The organism is Streptomyces sp. NPDC110618, assembly GCF_055657065.1.
Genome location: NZ_JBVKBN010000002.1, coordinates 360,649 through 375,513 on the forward strand (window position 1 = coordinate 360,649; position 14,865 = coordinate 375,513).

General features: G+C 70.5%; 12 protein-coding genes. 4 read left to right on the top strand and 8 right to left on the bottom strand.

All coding sequences use genetic code 11. The annotated features are described in order from the left end of the window. Positions 1-203: 203 nt before the first annotated feature. Positions 204-1,052 (top strand): SCO4651 family lipoprotein, encoded by an 849-nt coding sequence (locus ACZ7L7_RS04685; RefSeq protein ID WP_472074755.1) that lies wholly within the window; start codon positions 204-206, stop codon positions 1,050-1,052. Between the two features lie 54 nt (positions 1,053-1,106). Here ACZ7L7_RS04685 and mmsA read toward each other — a convergent pair whose 3' ends face one another. From mmsA to iolC, 5 genes are read right to left on the bottom strand one after another with little or no spacing between them, the layout of a single operon-like run. Further along, the gene (mmsA, locus tag ACZ7L7_RS04690) at positions 1,107-2,609 is read right to left on the bottom strand and encodes a CoA-acylating methylmalonate-semialdehyde dehydrogenase (RefSeq protein ID WP_472074757.1); all 1,503 of its coding nucleotides are present in this window, start codon (positions 2,607-2,609) and stop codon (positions 1,107-1,109) included. Between the two features lie 14 nt (positions 2,610-2,623). Next, entirely contained in the window at positions 2,624-4,501 is a 1,878-nt protein-coding gene (iolD, locus tag ACZ7L7_RS04695; protein ID WP_472074759.1) for a 3D-(3,5/4)-trihydroxycyclohexane-1,2-dione acylhydrolase (decyclizing), read from the bottom strand. After that, entirely contained in the window at positions 4,498-5,310 is an 813-nt protein-coding gene (iolB, locus tag ACZ7L7_RS04700; RefSeq protein WP_285510966.1) for a 5-deoxy-glucuronate isomerase, read from the bottom strand. Before iolB ends, iolD begins: the two co-directional genes overlap by 4 nt. Positions 5,311-5,317: 7 nt before the next feature. Then, on the bottom strand, positions 5,318-6,199 hold the full coding sequence (locus ACZ7L7_RS04705; RefSeq protein ID WP_453606024.1) for a Cgl0159 family (beta/alpha)8-fold protein: 882 nt from the start codon (positions 6,197-6,199) through the stop codon (positions 5,318-5,320). Beyond that, positions 6,196-7,203, bottom strand: coding sequence for a 5-dehydro-2-deoxygluconokinase (gene iolC / locus ACZ7L7_RS04710; RefSeq protein WP_472074761.1), 1,008 nt, complete (start codon positions 7,201-7,203; stop codon positions 6,196-6,198). The genes ACZ7L7_RS04705 and iolC overlap by 4 nt, the downstream gene beginning before the upstream one ends. A 293-nt stretch (positions 7,204-7,496) precedes the next feature. Here iolC and ACZ7L7_RS04715 point away from each other — a divergent pair, with 293 nt between their 5' ends. Beyond that, positions 7,497-7,697, top strand: a complete 201-nt coding sequence (locus ACZ7L7_RS04715) for a helix-turn-helix transcriptional regulator (RefSeq protein ID WP_285431600.1) — start codon at positions 7,497-7,499, stop codon at positions 7,695-7,697. Positions 7,698-7,716: 19 nt separating this feature from the next. Here ACZ7L7_RS04715 and ACZ7L7_RS04720 read toward each other — a convergent pair whose 3' ends face one another. Continuing rightward, on the bottom strand, positions 7,717-8,760 hold the full coding sequence (locus tag ACZ7L7_RS04720; protein ID WP_472074763.1) for a zinc-dependent alcohol dehydrogenase family protein: 1,044 nt from the start codon (positions 8,758-8,760) through the stop codon (positions 7,717-7,719). A gap of 42 nt (positions 8,761-8,802) precedes the next feature. Next, positions 8,803-10,002 carry a cation:proton antiporter gene (locus tag ACZ7L7_RS04725; protein ID WP_472074765.1) on the bottom strand — a complete coding sequence of 400 codons (1,200 nt, stop codon included), beginning with the start codon at positions 10,000-10,002 and terminating at the stop codon, positions 8,803-8,805. Between the two features lie 98 nt (positions 10,003-10,100). Between ACZ7L7_RS04725 and ACZ7L7_RS04730 the strand changes: the two genes are divergently transcribed. Further along, a complete protein-coding gene (locus ACZ7L7_RS04730) occupies positions 10,101-10,316 on the top strand; it encodes a heavy-metal-associated domain-containing protein (protein WP_093725196.1) in 216 nt (71 codons plus the stop codon). 35 nt (positions 10,317-10,351) lie between these two features. Next, the gene (locus tag ACZ7L7_RS04735) at positions 10,352-12,592 is read left to right on the top strand and encodes a heavy metal translocating P-type ATPase (RefSeq protein WP_471591470.1); all 2,241 of its coding nucleotides are present in this window, start codon (positions 10,352-10,354) and stop codon (positions 12,590-12,592) included. A gap of 711 nt (positions 12,593-13,303) precedes the next feature. Here the strand turns inward: ACZ7L7_RS04735 and ACZ7L7_RS04740 are convergent. Next, entirely contained in the window at positions 13,304-14,593 is a 1,290-nt protein-coding gene (locus ACZ7L7_RS04740) for a citrate synthase (RefSeq protein WP_285510960.1), read from the bottom strand. Positions 14,594-14,865 lie beyond the last annotated feature (272 nt).

Below are 14,865 nucleotides of genomic sequence, written 5' to 3' on the forward strand. Positions count from 1 at the left end.
TGACTACGAAATCCGTAGCAAAGCAGGCCTCTTGGTGGCGTAAACAGCAGAACAGGTCGGCCGTTTCGGCGCTCGGCGGTGTGCGGGAACCGCAATCCGGCGGTCGAAAAAATTGCCGGGGTCCGGCATACGGACGTGTCAGTGGGGGCCGCTAGAGTCCGTTCATCACACAGACAAGACACAGTGAACGGGTGGGGACAGACATGAAGCTGAGGCACACCACGGCCTGGGTGGGGCTCGCGGCGGCGGCACTGGTGGCCACGACCGCGTGCGGCTCGGACGCGGCCAAGAAGACCACGGAGAAGGCGGCCGAGGTCAGCGGCGCGGACAAGATCATGGCCGCCCTGGCGCGCGCCACCGACCGCACCGAGAAGCTGGGTTCGGCCGAGGTGACCATGTCGACCGACCTGGGCACCGGCACCCCGATAGCCATGGAGGGCACCTACTCCTGGGGCGACGGCATGGCCTACGACATCCAGATGGACACCAAGGCCGCCCAGATGGAGGCCCTCCAGGACGACCCCACCATCCACTGTCTGCTGGTGGACGGCGTCTACTACTACGACGTCGACCCGCAGGCGTCCGGCCCGATCGCGGGCAAGGAGTGGATCAAGATCGACTCCTCGGCCGTGTTCGGCGAGAGCGGCAGCCAGGCGTACAAGAACAGCGGCAGCGGCGCCGGCAACCCGACGGCCTCGCTGAAGGGCCTGAAGTACGCCAGCGACGTCGAGGACCTCGGCAGCGAGAGCGTGAACGGCCAGCAGGCCACCCACTACCGCGCCGTCCTGGACCAGAACGACATGGGCCAGTTCAAGGACGCCTACAGCGGCGAGGACAGTCTGCTGGGCGACATGACCGGTGGCGCCACCACGATGACCATGGACATCTGGGTCAACGACAAGGACCTGCCGGTGAGGCTGAAGCAGGTCATGGGCACCATGAAGGTCACCATGGACTTCGACAAGTTCGGGGCCACCAAGGACATCACCACCCCGCCGGCCGCGCAGACCGCGGACCTGACCGAGGCGGTCAAGGAGCAGAACGGCCAGTGACACGGCCGGGGCCCGGACACCTCCGCGGTGTCCGGGCCCTTTCGCGTGCTGCGCTCAGTGGTTGCGCGGGAAGCCCAGGTCCACGCCCGCGGGGGCGTCGGCCGGGTCGGGCCAGCGGGTGGTCACGACCTTGCCGCGGGTGTAGAAGTGTGTCCCGTCGTTGCCGTAGATGTGGTGGTCGCCGAAGAGGGAGTCCTTCCAGCCGCCGAAGGAGTGGTAGCCGACGGGGACCGGGATCGGCACGTTGACGCCGACCATGCCGGCCTCGACCTCCAGCTGGAAGCGGCGGGCGGCGCCGCCGTCCCGCGTGAAGATCGCGGTGCCGTTGCCGAACGGCGAGTTGTTGATGAGGGCCAGGCCCTCCTCGTAGGTGTCCACGCGCAGCACGCACAGCACCGGGCCGAAGATCTCGTCCTGGTAGGCCTTGGCGCTGGTGGGCACCTTGTCCAGCAGCGAGATACCGATCCAGTGGCCGTCCTCGAAGCCGTCCACGGTGTAGCCGGTGCCGTCCAGGACGACCTCGCAGCCCTCGGCCGCCGCGTTCTCCACGTACGAGGCGACCTTGTCGCGGTGGACCTTGGTGATCAGCGGGCCCATCTCGGAGGTCGGGTCGTTGCCGGGACCGATCTTGATCTTCTCGGCGCGCTCGCGGATCTTCTCCACCAGCTCGTCGCCGATCGCGCCCACCGCCACGACCGCGGAGATCGCCATGCAGCGCTCGCCCGCCGAGCCGTAGGCGGCGGACACGGCCGCGTCGGCGGCGGCGTCCAGGTCGGCGTCCGGGAGGACCAGCATGTGGTTCTTGGCGCCGCCGAGCGCCTGGACGCGCTTGCCGTTCGCGGAGGCGGTGGTGTGGATGTAGCGGGCGATCGGGGTCGAGCCGACGAAGGAGACGGCCTTGACGTCCGGGTGCTCCAGCAGCCGGTCCACGGCCACCTTGTCGCCGTGCACGACGTTGAAGACACCGTCGGGCAGGCCCGCCTCGGCGAGCAGCTCGGCGATCTTGATCGAGGCCGAGGGGTCCTTCTCGGACGGCTTCAGCACGAAGGTGTTGCCGCACGCGATGGCGATCGGGAACATCCACATCGGGACCATCGCCGGGAAGTTGAACGGCGTGATGCCGGCGACGACGCCGAGCGGCTGCCGGATCGAGGAGACATCGACGCGGCTGGCGACCTGGGTGGACAGCTCGCCCTTGAGCTGCACGTTGATCCCGCAGGCCAGGTCGACGATCTCCAGGCCGCGGGCGACCTCGCCGAGGGCGTCGGAGTGCACCTTGCCGTGCTCTGCGGTGATCAGCTCCGCGATGGCGTCCCGGTTGGCGTCCAGCAGGGCCCGGAACTTGAACAGGATCGTGGTGCGCTGGGCCAGCGAGGACTGGCCCCAGGTCACGAACGCTTCCTTGGCGGCGGCCACGGCGGCGTCGACCTCGTCGACGGAGGCGAACGCGACCTTGGTGGTGACGGCGCCGGTGGCCGGGTCGGTGACCGGGCCGTAGTTACCCGACGCGCCTTCGACGGTCTTGCCGCCGATCCAGTGGTTGACGATCTTCGTCATGCCCAGTTACTCCTTCACAGATGGCGGCGTCGAGCAGACACGTGCCGTTCGTACAGCTCACGGGCCTTGACCGCGGAAGGCCTGGTCGCGGTCTCGGCCACAGGAACATCCCACCAGGCTTGCGCCTCGGGCGCGCCCGACACTGTGTCTGCCGTTTCGGTCTCCACGTAGACACATGTGGGAGTGTCCGCGGCCCGCGCCTCGGCGAGTGCCTCGCGCAGGTCGTGGACGGTCTTGGCGCGCAGGACGCGCATGCCGAGGCTGGCCGCGTTGGCGGCGAGATCGACGGGGAGCGGGGCCCCGGTGTAGGTGCCGTCACCGGCCGGGAAGCGGTAGGCGGTGCCGAACCGCTCCCCGCCCACGGACTCCGACAGACCGCCGATGGACGCGTACCCGTGGTTCTGCACGAGCAGCATCTTGATGGCGATCCCCTCCTGCACGGCGGTGACGATCTCGGTCGGCATCATCAGATAGGTGCCGTCGCCGACCAGCGCCCAGACGTTGCGCTCGGGCGCGGCCAGCTTCACGCCGATCGCGGCCGGGATCTCGTAGCCCATGCAGGAGTAGCCGTACTCCAGGTGGTACTGGTCGGCCGAGCGGGCGCGCCAGAGCTTGTGCAGGTCGCCGGGGAGCGAACCGGCGGCGTTGATGATCACGTCCGTCTCGTCGACGATCGCGTCCAGTGCGCCGATGACCTGCGGCTGCGTCGGCCGTACATCGGGCTCGGGGGCCTCGAAGCAGGCGTCGACGCGGTGCTCCCACAGCTCCTTGTCGGCGGCGTACTCGGCGGCATAGGCGTCGGGGACGCGGTGACCGTGCATCTGGAGCGCCTCGGTCAGCTCCTGCAGTCCGCTGCGGGCGTCCGCGATCAGCGGCAGTCCGGCGAGCTTGTGCCCGTCGAAGGGGGCGATGTTGAGGTTCAGGAAGCGGACCCCGGGCTCCTGGAAGAGGGTGCCGGAGGCGGTGGTGAAGTCGGTGTACCGGGTGCCGACGCCGATCACCAGGTCCGCGGTGCGGGCCAGCTCGTCGGCGGTGGCGGTGCCGGTGTGGCCGACGCCGCCCACGTCCTGCGGGTGGTCGTACCGGAGCGAGCCCTTGCCTGCCTGAGTGGAGGCGACCGGGATGCCGGTGACGGCGGCGAACTCGGCGAGGGCCTCCTCGGCGCGGCTGTGGTGGACGCCGCCGCCCGCGATGAGGAGGGGGCGCTGTGCCGCGCGGATGGCGTTGACGGCCTCGGCGAGCTCCGTCGGGTCGGCGCCGGGGCGGCGGACCGTCCAGACGCGCTCGGCGAAGAACTCCTCCGGCCAGTCGTACGCCTCCGCCTGCACGTCCTGTGGCAGGGCGAGGGTGACGGCGCCGGTCTCCACGGGGTCGGTGAGCACCCGTACGGCCTGGAGGGCGGCCGGGATCAGGGCCTCGGGGCGGGTGATCCGGTCGAAGTACTTCGACACCGGGCGCAGACAGTCGTTGACGCTGATGTCGCCGGCGTGCGGCACTTCGAGCTGCTGGAGCACCGGGTCGGCGGGGCGGGTGGCGAAGATGTCGCCGGGCAGCAGCAGGACCGGCAGATGGTTGATGGTGGCCAGGGCGGCGCCGGTGACCAGGTTGGTGGCGCCGGGGCCGATGGAGGTGGTCACGGCGTGCGTGGACAGCCGGTTGGACTGGCGGGCGTAGCCGACGGCCGCGTGCACCATGGACTGCTCGTTGCGGCCCTGGTGGTACGGCATGACGTCGGCGTGCTCGACCAGCGCCTGGCCGAGTCCGGCGACGTTGCCGTGGCCGAAGATGCCCCAGGTCGCGCCGATCAGCCGGTGCCGTACGCCGTCGCGTTCGGTGTACTGCGCGGCGAGGAAGCGGACGAGCGCCTGCGCCACGGTCAGCCTGATCGTCATCGGTAGCCCTCCGTGTGGTCCGGGTGGAAGCAGATCCGCCATTCCCGGGTCTCCCCCGGGCCCGCCATCACGTTCAGGTAGTACATGTCGTGGCCGGGCTGGGCGATCGACGGGCCGTGCCAGCCGTCGGGTACGAGGACGGCGTCACCCGAGCGGACCTCGGCGAGCACGTCGGCGCCGCCCTCGCGGGACGGGGAGACGCGCTGGTAGCCGAAGCCGTGCGGGCCGTCGATCTCGAAGTAGTAGATCTCCTCCAGCTCCGCCTCCTCGCCCGGCCGGTGCTCGTCGTGCTTGTGCGGCGGGTACGAGGACCAGTTGCCGCCGGGGGTGATGACCTCGACGGCGATGAGCCGGTCGCACTCGAAGGCGTCGGCGGAGGCGAAGTTGCGCACGTGCCGCAGCCGGTTGCCGCTGCCTCGCTCCTCCGTGGGAACCTCCGGCGCGGGGCCGTAGCGGGCGGGGAGTCGTCGCTCGCACCTTGCTCCTGCCAAAGCAAAGCGGCCACCCGCGCCGGAGGCGATCTGTGCCTGGGTGTCCCGGGGGACGTACGCGAAGTCGGTGACCGACGCGAAGACGCTCTCCCGGCCCAGGAGTTGGAACTCCTGTTGTGCTGCACGCACGGTACAACCGCCGTTCAACGGCAGCACGATCCATTCGCTGTCCCCGGTGGCGAAGCTGTGGCTGCCGCCCGGTTCCAGTTCGACGATCCGCAGACTTGAGTACGTCCACCCGGCACGCTTCGGTTCGATGGCGAGGACGTGTTCGGCGTCGGCGGTGCTGCCCCTCGGCACGTACAACTCGTTGTTCATGCGGCCCTCACAGCAGTCCTACGGCGGTGTCCACGGCGGCGGCCACATCGCCGTCCGCCGGGTACAGCAGCGAACGGCCGACCACCAGGCCGCAGACGGTGGGCAGTTGGAGGGCGCCGCGCCACTTCTCGTAGGCGGCGTCCTGGTCGTCCCCGACGTCGCCGCCGAGGAGCACGGCGGGCAGGGTCGAGGTCTCCATCACCTGGGCCATGTCGTCCGGGTTGTCGGTGACCGGGACCTTGAGCCAGGTGTAGGCCGAACTGCCGCCCAGGCCGGAGGCGATGGCGATGGAGCGGGTGACGGCCTCGGCGGAGAGGTCGTTGCGCAGCTTGCCGTCGGGCGCGCGGCGGCTGATGAACGGCTCGACGAAGACGGGCAGTTGGCGGGCGGCCATGTCGTCGACGGCGTGCGCGGTGGACTCCAGGGTGTTCAGGGAGCCCGGGTCGTCGTAGTCGATGCGCAGCAGCAGTTTTCCGGCGTCGAAGCCGAGGCGCTGGATGTCCTCGGGGCGGTGGCCGGTGAAGCGGTCGTCGAGTTCGAAGCTGGCGCCCTGCAGGCCGCCACGGTTCATCGAGCCCATGACGACCCGGTCGTCGAGGGCGCCGAGCAGCAGCAGGTCGTCGAGGATGTCGGCGGTGGCGAGGACGCCGTCCACGCCGGGGCGGGACAGGGCCAGGCACAGCCGTTCGAGGAGGTCGGCGCGGTTGGCCATGGCGAACTTGCGGTCGCCGACGCCGAGCGCGCCGCGGGCGGGGTGGTCGGCGGCGACGATCATCAGCCGGCCGGTGTCCCCGAGCAGGGGGCGGCGCTTGCGGCGGGCGGCCGCCTCGGCGACGGCCTCGGGGTGGCGGGTGCGGGTGCGGATCAGCTCCGCGATGTCCACGGTCACTTTGCGGCCTCGCCATCGGCCTGCCGGGCGGCCTGGGAGTTGAGGGGCGTATCGGTCAGTACGGCGCCCGCCGTCAGTGCCGCCGTCACCTCCTCCTGCGTCGGCATGGCCGAGGAGCATTCCAGGCGGGAGGCGACGATGGCGCCGGCGGCGTTGGACTGGCGCATGACCGTCTCCAGGTCCCAGCCGTGCAGCAGGCCGTGGCACAGGGAGCCGCCGAAGGCGTCACCGGCGCCGAGGCCGTTGAGGACGGTCACCGGCAGCGGTGGGACCTCGGCCTGCTCGCCCTCGCGGTTGACCGCCAGGACGCCCTTGGGGCCCTGCTTGACCACGGCCAGCTCGACCCCGGCGTCCAGCAGGGCGCGGGCCGCGGCGTGCGGTTCGCGGACTCCGGTGGCGACCTCCACCTCGTCGAGGTTGCCGACGGCGACGGTGGTGTGCCTGAGGGCCTCGCGGTAGAAGGGGCGGGCCTGGTCGGGGTCGGACCAGAACATCGGGCGCCAGTCCAGGTCGAAGACCGTGATGCCGGACTTGGCGCGGTGGGCGAGGGCGGCGAGGGTGGCCGTGCGGCTCGGTTCCTCGCTCAGGCCGGTGCCGGTCATCCAGAAGATACGGGCCTCGCGGACGGCGTCGAGGTCGAGCTCGTGGGCGTCGATCTCCAGGTCCGGCGCCTTGGGGCGGCGGTAGAAGTACAGCGGGAAGTCGTCCGGCGGGAACACCTCGCAGAAGGTGACCGGCGTGGGCAGCCCGGGCACCGGGGTGACCCAGCGGTCGTCGACGCCGAAGTCCCGCAGCGCCTCGTGCAGGTAGGTACCGAACGGGTCGTCCCCGGTGCGGGTGATGACGGCGGTGTTCCGGCCCAGACGGGCGGCGGCGACCGCGACATTGGCCGCCGATCCGCCGAGGAACTTGCCGAAGGAGGTGACCTGCGGCAGGGGGACGCCGGTCTGCAACGGATAGAGGTCCACTCCGATCCGCCCCATGGTGATCAGGTCGTACGCCATCGCGTTCCCTTCGTATCGGCTCTCCCCGGCTTTGTAGTCCCGCGCCGGGAGCCCTGTCAATATTTTGTCCAGACATTCGGACGAGAACGGCCGATCCGCGCCCCTCACGCTTCCCTCGTGCTCCCCGTGCGCCTCCATGCGTCACCTCTGTCACAAAAGCCCCCCTTGTGTCACACATGTCGCGCATACGCGGGTAGGGCGTCACACGTCGTGCACAACCCCTTCCTCTCGGTCACCGGGTCTCGTTGCACGGGGCACAGGGTGGGTGATCGTCCGCCCCCGTGGAGGTGCACATGACCGACCGACGGCTCTGGTCCTACAAGGAGATCGCGGCACACATCCGGGTGCAGCCCGACACCGTCCGCTCCTACCGCAAGCACGGGCTGCTGCCCCCGCCGGACCACGTCGAGAGCGGTAAGCCGTTCTGGTACGCCGAGACCGTTCGCGCGTGGGTCGCGTCCCGGCCGGGGAACCGGGGGCGGACCAGGGACTGAGACCGCGGCGCCCCGGACCTCAGCTCCAGGGCGCGATGACCGTCACTCCGGAACCCCGTGCCGCGCCCATCGCGGCCAGCGCGGCCGGGGCCCGGTCGAGGGGGATGGTGGCGGTGACCAGGAGATCGGGGCGCAGCACCCCGGAGCGGACCAGTTCCAGCATCGGCGGGTAGCTGTGCGCGGCCATGCCGTGGCTGCCGATGATCTCCAGCTCCCAGCCGATGGCGCGGGCCATCGGGACCGCGGTGGTGCCGTCGGCGGAGGGCAGCAGGCCCACCTGGACATGCCGGCCCCGGCGCCGCAGGCCGTTGACGGAGGCGGCGCAGGTGGCGGGGGCGCCGAGGGCGTCCAGCGACAGGTGCGCGCCGCCGCCGGTCAGCTCCCGTACCGCCTCGGCGGTGTCCTGCGCGCCGGAAGCGTCCAGGCAGTGCGCGGCGCCGAACTTCCGTGCCAGGTCCAGCGCCTCGGGCGACACGTCGACGGCGACGACCCGGGCACCGCAGGCCGCCGCGATCATCACGGCGGACAGGCCGACCCCACCGCAGCCGTGCACGGCCACCCACTCCCCCGCGGCGACCCGGCCCTGCCGCACCACCGCGCGAAAGGCGGTGGCGAACCGGCAGCCGAGCGAGGCGGCGGTGGCGAAATCCATGTCGTCCGGTACGCCGACCAGGTTCACGTCGGCGTGGTCCAGGGCCACGTACTGGGCGAAGGAGCCCCAGTGGGTGAAGCCGGGCTGGGTCTGCCGCTCGCACACCTGCTGGTCCCCCGCCGCGCAGGACGGGCAGCTACCGCAGGCGCACACGAACGGCACGGTGACCCGGTCGCCGGGCCGCCACCCGGTCACCCCGGCCCCCACCGCCTCGACCACCCCGGCCAGCTCGTGTCCGGGCACGTGCGGGAGCGTGATGTCCGGATCGTGCCCCTGCCACCCGTGCCAGTCGCTCCGGCACAGCCCGGTGGCCTCCACCCGCACCACGACTCCGTGCCCGGCGGGCCGGGGATCGGCCACGTCACGCACCTCGGGTGTTTCGCCGTACCGCTCGAAGACCACGGCTCGCATGGGGGCTCCTTTCCTCCGGGGTGCAGGCTAGGCGCTCCGCGCTCACCAGGTCTCCGGTTCCTTCGACGTCCGCCACTGCGGCGGGCGGGCGCCGCGCAGGCGGAGGGCGCTGAGGGGGAACAGCAGGACCGAGAGCATGGCCGCGCCCACCAGGGCCGCCGCCTCGGAGGTGGGCAGGGTGCCCGCGTCGGTGCCGATGGTGGTGATGGCGACGACCAGGGGGAGGGCGGTGGAGGCGAACAGGGTCAGGGCGTTGCGGTCGCCGCGGTCGAGGTCGCGCGGTGCGAGGGCGTACACGGGCGCCCCTCGGACCACCAGGAACAGGCCCAGGAACACCGGCAGGAGCAGCAGCGCGCGGCCGCCGGAGAGGAGGGCGGCCAGGTCGAACTCGATGCCGGTGACGACGTAGAAGACCGGGACCAGGAAGCCGAAGCCCATGGCTTCGACCTTCCGCATCACCCATTCCGCGCTGCGCGGCGCCGAGCCGTGCAGGACCAGGCGGGTGATCACCCCGGCGGCGAAGGCGCCGAGGAGGGTGTCCAGGCCCAGTTCCTCGGCGAGTCCGAGCATCAGGGCGAGGAGCAGCACCACGAGGCGTACGGCGAACTGGCCGCTGGTGTGCAGGGTGGTCTCGACGACCCGGGTGAACCACGCCGAGCGCGGGCGCGTCGCCCACCACACCACCAGCGCCGTCAGCAGTGCGAACGCACCGAGCACGAGGGTCGAGCGGCCCGGCGAACGACCGCTCAGCAGCAGGGTGATCGCGATGATCGGCCCGAACTCGCCGAGCGCGCCGAAGGACATCATCACCGCGCCGAACCGGGTGCGCAGTTGGCCCGCGTCGCGCAGGACGGGCAGGACGGTGCCCAGGGCGGTGCTGGTCAGCGCCGTACCGAGGTAGACGCCCCGGTCGAAGCCGGAGATCAGGGTCGCGAGGCCCAGGCCCACGGCCAGTGCGATCAGCCAGGCCACCGACGAGCGGCGCAGGGTGTCGCCGCATACCTTGTCGAACTCGATCTCGTACCCGGCCAGGAAGATCAGCATGGCCAGGCCCAGGTGGGCGAGGGTGTCGACGGTCTCGCCCTTGCCCGCCCAGCCGAGCACGTCGGGGCCCACCAGGATGCCCAGCGTGATCTCGAAGATGACCAGCGGGACCGGGAGCCACCGGCCCACCGCGTGCGCGAGCAGCGGTGCCACCGCCGCGATGGACATGATCAGGACCAGCGTCCCGGTCTGCGACATGAACCCTCCTTGGAGTAGTACCCCATAGGGGTATACCGTGGAGAGCGGGGTCCCCCGTGGACCCCGTGAGCCCCACATGCCACGACGAGGAGTGCAACATGAGCGTGAGCGCCGTCTACAAGGTCAGCGGGATGAGCTGCGGACACTGCGAGGGCGCCGTCTCCGGCGAGATCTCCGAGCTGCCCGGGGTCAGTTCCGTGAAGGCCGTCGCCTCCACCGGCGAGGTGACCGTGATCTCGGCCGAGGCGCTGCGCGAGGAGGACGTACGGGCCGCCGTGGACGAGGCCGGCTTCGAACTCGTCGGCGTCGCCTGAGACCGTCGCCCGAGACCTACGGAAAGCCCCCGGTCATGGCCACCACCTCCACCCCCACCGCCCCGATAGCTCCCGTCTCCGAGGTCGAGCTGATCATCGGCGGGATGACCTGCGCCTCCTGCGCGGCCCGCGTCGAGAAGAAGCTCAACCGGATGGAGGGGGTCACCGCCAGCGTCAACTACGCCACCGAGAAGGCGCGGATCAGTTATCCGGCGGGGGTCGAGGTGGCGGACCTGATCGCCACGGTCGTGAAGACGGGGTACACGGCCGAGGAACCCCCGCCGCCCGAGCCCGAACCGGCCGACGAGGCGGCGCACGAGCGGGACCCCGAGACCGACGCCTACCGGCAGCGCTTCACGGTCTCCGCGCTGCTCGCCGCGCCCGTCGTGCTGCTCTCCATGGTTCCCGCGCTCCAGTTCGACAACTGGCAGTGGCTGGCGCTCACCCTCGCCGCGCCGGTCGTCGTCTGGGGCGGACTGCCCTTCCACCGCGCCGCCTGGACCAACGCCCGGCACGGCGCGGCGACCATGGACACCCTGGTCTCGGTCGGCACGCTGGCCGCGTTCGGCTGGTCGCTGTGGGCGCTGTTCTTCGGCGACGCGGGCATGCCGGGGATGCGGGAGAGCTTCCGGCTGACCGTCGGCGGCATGGACGGCGCCTCGTCGATCTACCTCGAAGTGGCCTCCGGCGTCGTCGCCTTCATCCTGCTCGGCCGCTATCTGGAGGCGCGGGCCAAGCGGCGCGCGGGAGCGGCCCTCAGGGCGCTGATGGAGCTGGGCGCGAAGGACGTGGCCGTCCTGCGGAACGGGCGCGAGGAGCGCATTCCGGTGGCGCGGCTCGCCGTCGGGGACCGGTTCGTGGTGCGGCCCGGCGAGAAGATCGCCACCGACGGCACGGTCGTCGAGGGCGTCTCGGCCGTGGACGCCTCCATGCTGACCGGCGAGTCGGTGCCGGTGGACGTGGCGGCCGGGGACACCGTCACCGGGGCCACCGTGAACGCCGGCGGACGCCTGGTCGTCGAGGCCACCCGGGTCGGCGCCGACACCCAGCTCGCCCGGATGGCGCGGCTGGTGGAACAGGCTCAGAGCGGCAAGGCCGAGGTGCAGCGGCTCGCCGACCGGATCTCCGCGGTGTTCGTACCGGTCGTGCTGGTGCTCGCGGTCGCCACCTTCGGCGGCTGGCTGGGCGCGACCGGCGACACCGTGGACGCGTTCACCGCGGCCGTCGCCGTCCTGATCATCGCCTGCCCCTGCGCCCTGGGCCTGGCCACCCCGACCGCGCTCATGGTCGGCACCGGGCGCGGCGCCCAGCTCGGCATCCTGATCAAGGGCCCCGAGGTGCTGGAGTCCACGCGTCGCGTCGACACGATCGTCCTCGACAAGACCGGCACCGTCACCACGGGCCGGATGACCCTGCACGAGGTGTACACCGCCGAGGGCACCGACGAGCGGCAGGCGCTGCGCCTCGCGGGGGCCCTGGAGCACGCCTCCGAGCACCCCGTGGCCCGCGCGGTCGCCCTGGGCGCCGAGGAGCGCGTCGGGGAGCTGCCGAAGGCCGAGCACTTCGAGAACGTGCCGGGGCGGGGCGTACGCGGCCTTGTGGAGGGCCACGAGGTGGCCGTGGGGCGCCTGTTCCCCGAAATGCCCCAGGAGCTGGCCAGGGCCCGCGAGAAGGCCGAGAGCGACGGACGTACGGCCGTCGTCGTCGGCTGGGACGGCACGGCACGGGCCGTGCTGGCGGTCGCCGACACCGTCAAGGAGACCAGCGCCGAGGCCGTACGCGAGCTGCGCGCGCTGGGGCTGACGCCCGTGCTGCTCACCGGGGACAACCGGGCGGTCGCCGAGGCGGTGGCCCGCGAGGTCGGGATCGAGCAGGTGATCGCCGAGGTGCTGCCCGAGGAGAAGGTCGAGGCGGTACGGCGGCTGCGCGCCGAGGGCCGCACGGTCGCCATGGTCGGCGACGGCGTCAACGACGCGGCGGCGCTCGCCACGGCCGATCTGGGACTGGCGATGGGCACGGGCACGGACGCGGCGATCGAGGCCGGGGATCTGACGCTTGTCCGCGGGGATCTGCGGGTGGCGGCCGACGCGATCCGGCTGTCCCGGCGCACCCTTGCCACGATCAAGGGAAACCTTGTATGGGCGTTCGGATACAACGTGGCCGCGCTGCCGCTGGCCGCGGCGGGGCTGCTGAACCCGATGATCGCCGGTGCCGCGATGGCGTTCTCCTCGGTGTTCGTGGTCTCGAACAGCCTGCGCCTGCGAACGTTCCGCTGAAGACCGCGCAAGTTACCGGCAGTTAACCGGTACGGAGGGCGGGGGTCCTCTGGAGTCCGGCGCGAGCCTCACATAAGCTCTTCACAAGGCTCGCGCATCATCCTTACGCTTGGGTCTCGTTCGGTTGATCGGGGCTCTTGCGCATCTAACGGACATATGCAAGAGACGCAGATCACAGTGATGTGAACGTAACCATCGAAGGGGTTCGAAGGTCTAAGTTGGCGATGTCAGGGAGCGTCTTGGGGGGCGCGAACTGGCATCTGGGGATGTCTTGGGGGACTTCCTCAGAGATGCGTTGCCGGGGCACGCACACCGGGGAGCTTTGAGCGGCCCTCCCGAGCGTGCGTTGTCCCGGCAGACCGCACACGAGCAACACAGCGACACATGGAGTAGTACGAGTTCTTTTGCTCGTTCTGCTCAACGCACCACCGAAAAACAGCGATTCAGGCGCTGTCCTCACAGACGCCCGGCCGGATCCCGTGGGGGGAATCCGCACCGGGACATGGGAAGGCGCCCTGGTCGTCGGCCCGTGGGGGGACCGGCGCCAGGGCGCCTTTCGCTTGCTGAAATCGCCAGTACTGATGAGCACCGGGGGCATTTCCCACCCAGGGGCGCGGGGAACTGCGCGACCGGCCAGAGCCGGCCGGCAGCCGCCCACGCTCCTCAAGTGGCAGGCCCCGACGCGAATCCGGCGCCCCCCACCGGCAGGTGCTAGCGCTCCTCGACCGGGACGAAGTCGCGCTGGACCACGCCCGTGTAGATCTGGCGGGGGCGGCCGATGCGGGAGCCCGGCTCCTTGATCATCTCGTGCCACTGGGCGATCCAGCCCGGCAGGCGGCCGAGGGCGAAGAGGACCGTGAACATCTCGGTCGGGAAGCCCATCGCGCGGTAGATCAGACCCGTGTAGAAGTCCACGTTCGGGTAGAGGTTGCGCGAGACGAAGTAGTCGTCGGAGAGCGCGTGCTCCTCCAGCTTCAGGGCGATGTCCAGCAGTTCGTCGGACTTGCCCAGCGCGGAGAGGACATCGTGCGCCGCCGCCTTGATGATCTTGGCGCGCGGGTCGAAGGACTTGTACACCCGGTGGCCGAAGCCCATCAGGCGGACGCCGTCCTCCTTGTTCTTCACCTTGTTGATGAAGGAGTCGACATCGCCGCCGTTGGCCTGGATGCCCTCCAGCATCTCCAGCACGGACTGGTTGGCGCCGCCGTGCAGCGGGCCCCAGAGCGCGGAGATACCGGCCGAGATCGAGGCGAACATGTTCGCCTGCGAGGAGCCGACGAGGCGGACCGTCGAGGTGGAGCAGTTCTGCTCGTGGTCGGCGTGCAGGATCAGCAGCTTGTCCAGCGCGGAGACGACGACCGGGTCGAGGTCGAACTCCTGCGCCGGCACCGAGAAGGTCATCCGCAGGAAGTTCTCGACGTAGCCGAGGTCGTTGCGCGGGTAGACGAACGGGTGGCCGACCGACTTCTTGTAGGCGTAGGCCGCGATCGTCGGAAGCTTGGCGAGCAGGCGGATGGTGGAGAGGTTGCGCTGCTGCTCGTCGAACGGGTTGTGGCTGTCCTGGTAGAACGTCGACAGGGCGGAGACCACCGAGGACAGCATCGCCATCGGGTGGGCGTCGCGCGGGAAGCCCCGGTAGAAGTTCTTGACGTCCTCGTGCAGCAGGGTGTGCTGCGTGATCTCGTTCTTGAAGGTGCTGAGCTCGTCGACCGTGGGCAGCTCGCCGTTGATCAGCAGGTAGGCGACCTCCAGGAAGGTGGAGCGCTCGGCCAGCTGCTCGATCGGGTAGCCGCGGTACCGGAGGATGCCCTGCTCGCCGTCGAGGTAGGTGATGGCGGATTTATACGCGGCCGTGTTGCCGTAGCCGCTGTCCAGGGTCACCAGACCGGTCTGGGCGCGGAGCTTCCCGATGTCGAAGCCCTTGTCACCGACGGTGCTGTCGATCACCGGGTAGGTGTACTCGCCGTCGCCGTACCGCAGTACTACAGAGTTGTCGCTCACGTCATCCCTCACCGACGTTGTGCCTCTTCTTCGAGGTGCCCTGACTGTCTCTACCATCCCCCATTTGGCGCAGGAGAGTGCACTCGGGGTCGACCATTGGGCTTATTGACGGCACTCAGTGCCGCCAACCTGCTCATCCTGCCCCCTCCGCCCCGGTAACCGGAAGGGCTCTGTGACCTTTGCGACTCGTTTGATCGATCAAATTTCACTCACCCCTCCCATTCGGGGGCTGAGAGCAACCCTTCGGGGGCTGAGAGCATCCCTTCGGGGGC

Bases quoted from the DNA above. Each gene is read 5' to 3' on its own strand.
- iolD (WP_472074759.1), bottom strand. From the start codon at position 4,501: ATGACGATCAGGCTGACCGTGGCGCAGGCGCTCGTCCGCTTCCTCGCC.
- ACZ7L7_RS04715 (WP_285431600.1), top strand. From the start codon at position 7,497: ATGACCGACCGACGGCTCTGGTCCTACAAGGAGATCGCGGCACACATC.
- iolB (WP_285510966.1), bottom strand. From the start codon at position 5,310: ATGAACAACGAGTTGTACGTGCCGAGGGGCAGCACCGCCGACGCCGAA.
- ACZ7L7_RS04730 (WP_093725196.1), top strand. From the start codon at position 10,101: ATGAGCGTGAGCGCCGTCTACAAGGTCAGCGGGATGAGCTGCGGACAC.
- ACZ7L7_RS04725 (WP_472074765.1), bottom strand. From the start codon at position 10,002: ATGTCGCAGACCGGGACGCTGGTCCTGATCATGTCCATCGCGGCGGTG.
- iolC (WP_472074761.1), bottom strand. From the start codon at position 7,203: ATGGCGTACGACCTGATCACCATGGGGCGGATCGGAGTGGACCTCTAT.
- ACZ7L7_RS04685 (WP_472074755.1), top strand. From the start codon at position 204: ATGAAGCTGAGGCACACCACGGCCTGGGTGGGGCTCGCGGCGGCGGCA.
- ACZ7L7_RS04735 (WP_471591470.1), top strand. From the start codon at position 10,352: ATGGCCACCACCTCCACCCCCACCGCCCCGATAGCTCCCGTCTCCGAG.
- ACZ7L7_RS04720 (WP_472074763.1), bottom strand. From the start codon at position 8,760: ATGCGAGCCGTGGTCTTCGAGCGGTACGGCGAAACACCCGAGGTGCGT.
- mmsA (WP_472074757.1), bottom strand. From the start codon at position 2,609: ATGACGAAGATCGTCAACCACTGGATCGGCGGCAAGACCGTCGAAGGC.